The sequence below is a fragment of the Ferrovum myxofaciens genome, assembly GCF_000735045.1.
In the GTDB taxonomy this organism is placed as follows: Bacteria; Pseudomonadota; Gammaproteobacteria; order Burkholderiales; family Ferrovaceae; genus Ferrovum; species Ferrovum myxofaciens.
This window is the reverse complement of the sequence record NZ_JPOQ01000396.1, coordinates 1-317: the sequence shown is the minus strand read 5'-3', so window position 1 is coordinate 317 and position 317 is coordinate 1. Positions and strand designations below refer to the sequence as shown.

At 63.4% G+C, this 317-nt stretch carries 1 protein-coding gene; it reads left to right on the top strand.

The window, feature by feature from the left end; translation table 11 throughout:
- Window positions 1–317: IS1595 family transposase (locus IV91_RS18190; RefSeq protein WP_031599506.1), on the top strand; the 317-nt coding region annotated here is incomplete at both ends.

Here is a 317-nt window from a genome sequence, read left to right as displayed (position 1 = left end):
CCGCCAACTCGGCATCTCGTGGCGGGCCGCCTGGCTGCTCAAGCACAAGATCATGGAAGCCATGCGCCAACGCGAGGCCACAAAGCCCTTGCAGGGCGATGTCCGTATTGATGACGCTTACCTGGGCGGCGAACTGACCGGTGGTCGCGCCGGCCGCGGCTCCGACAACAAAGTGCCGTTCGTCGCGGCCTTGGAAGTGCACAACGGAAAGCCCATGCGGGTGCGATTTGACCCGGTGAAGAACTTCTCGTTTGCGGCGTTGAAGCCCTGGGCCAGCATTGCACTTGCTCCGGACTGCACCGTGACCTCCGATGGAC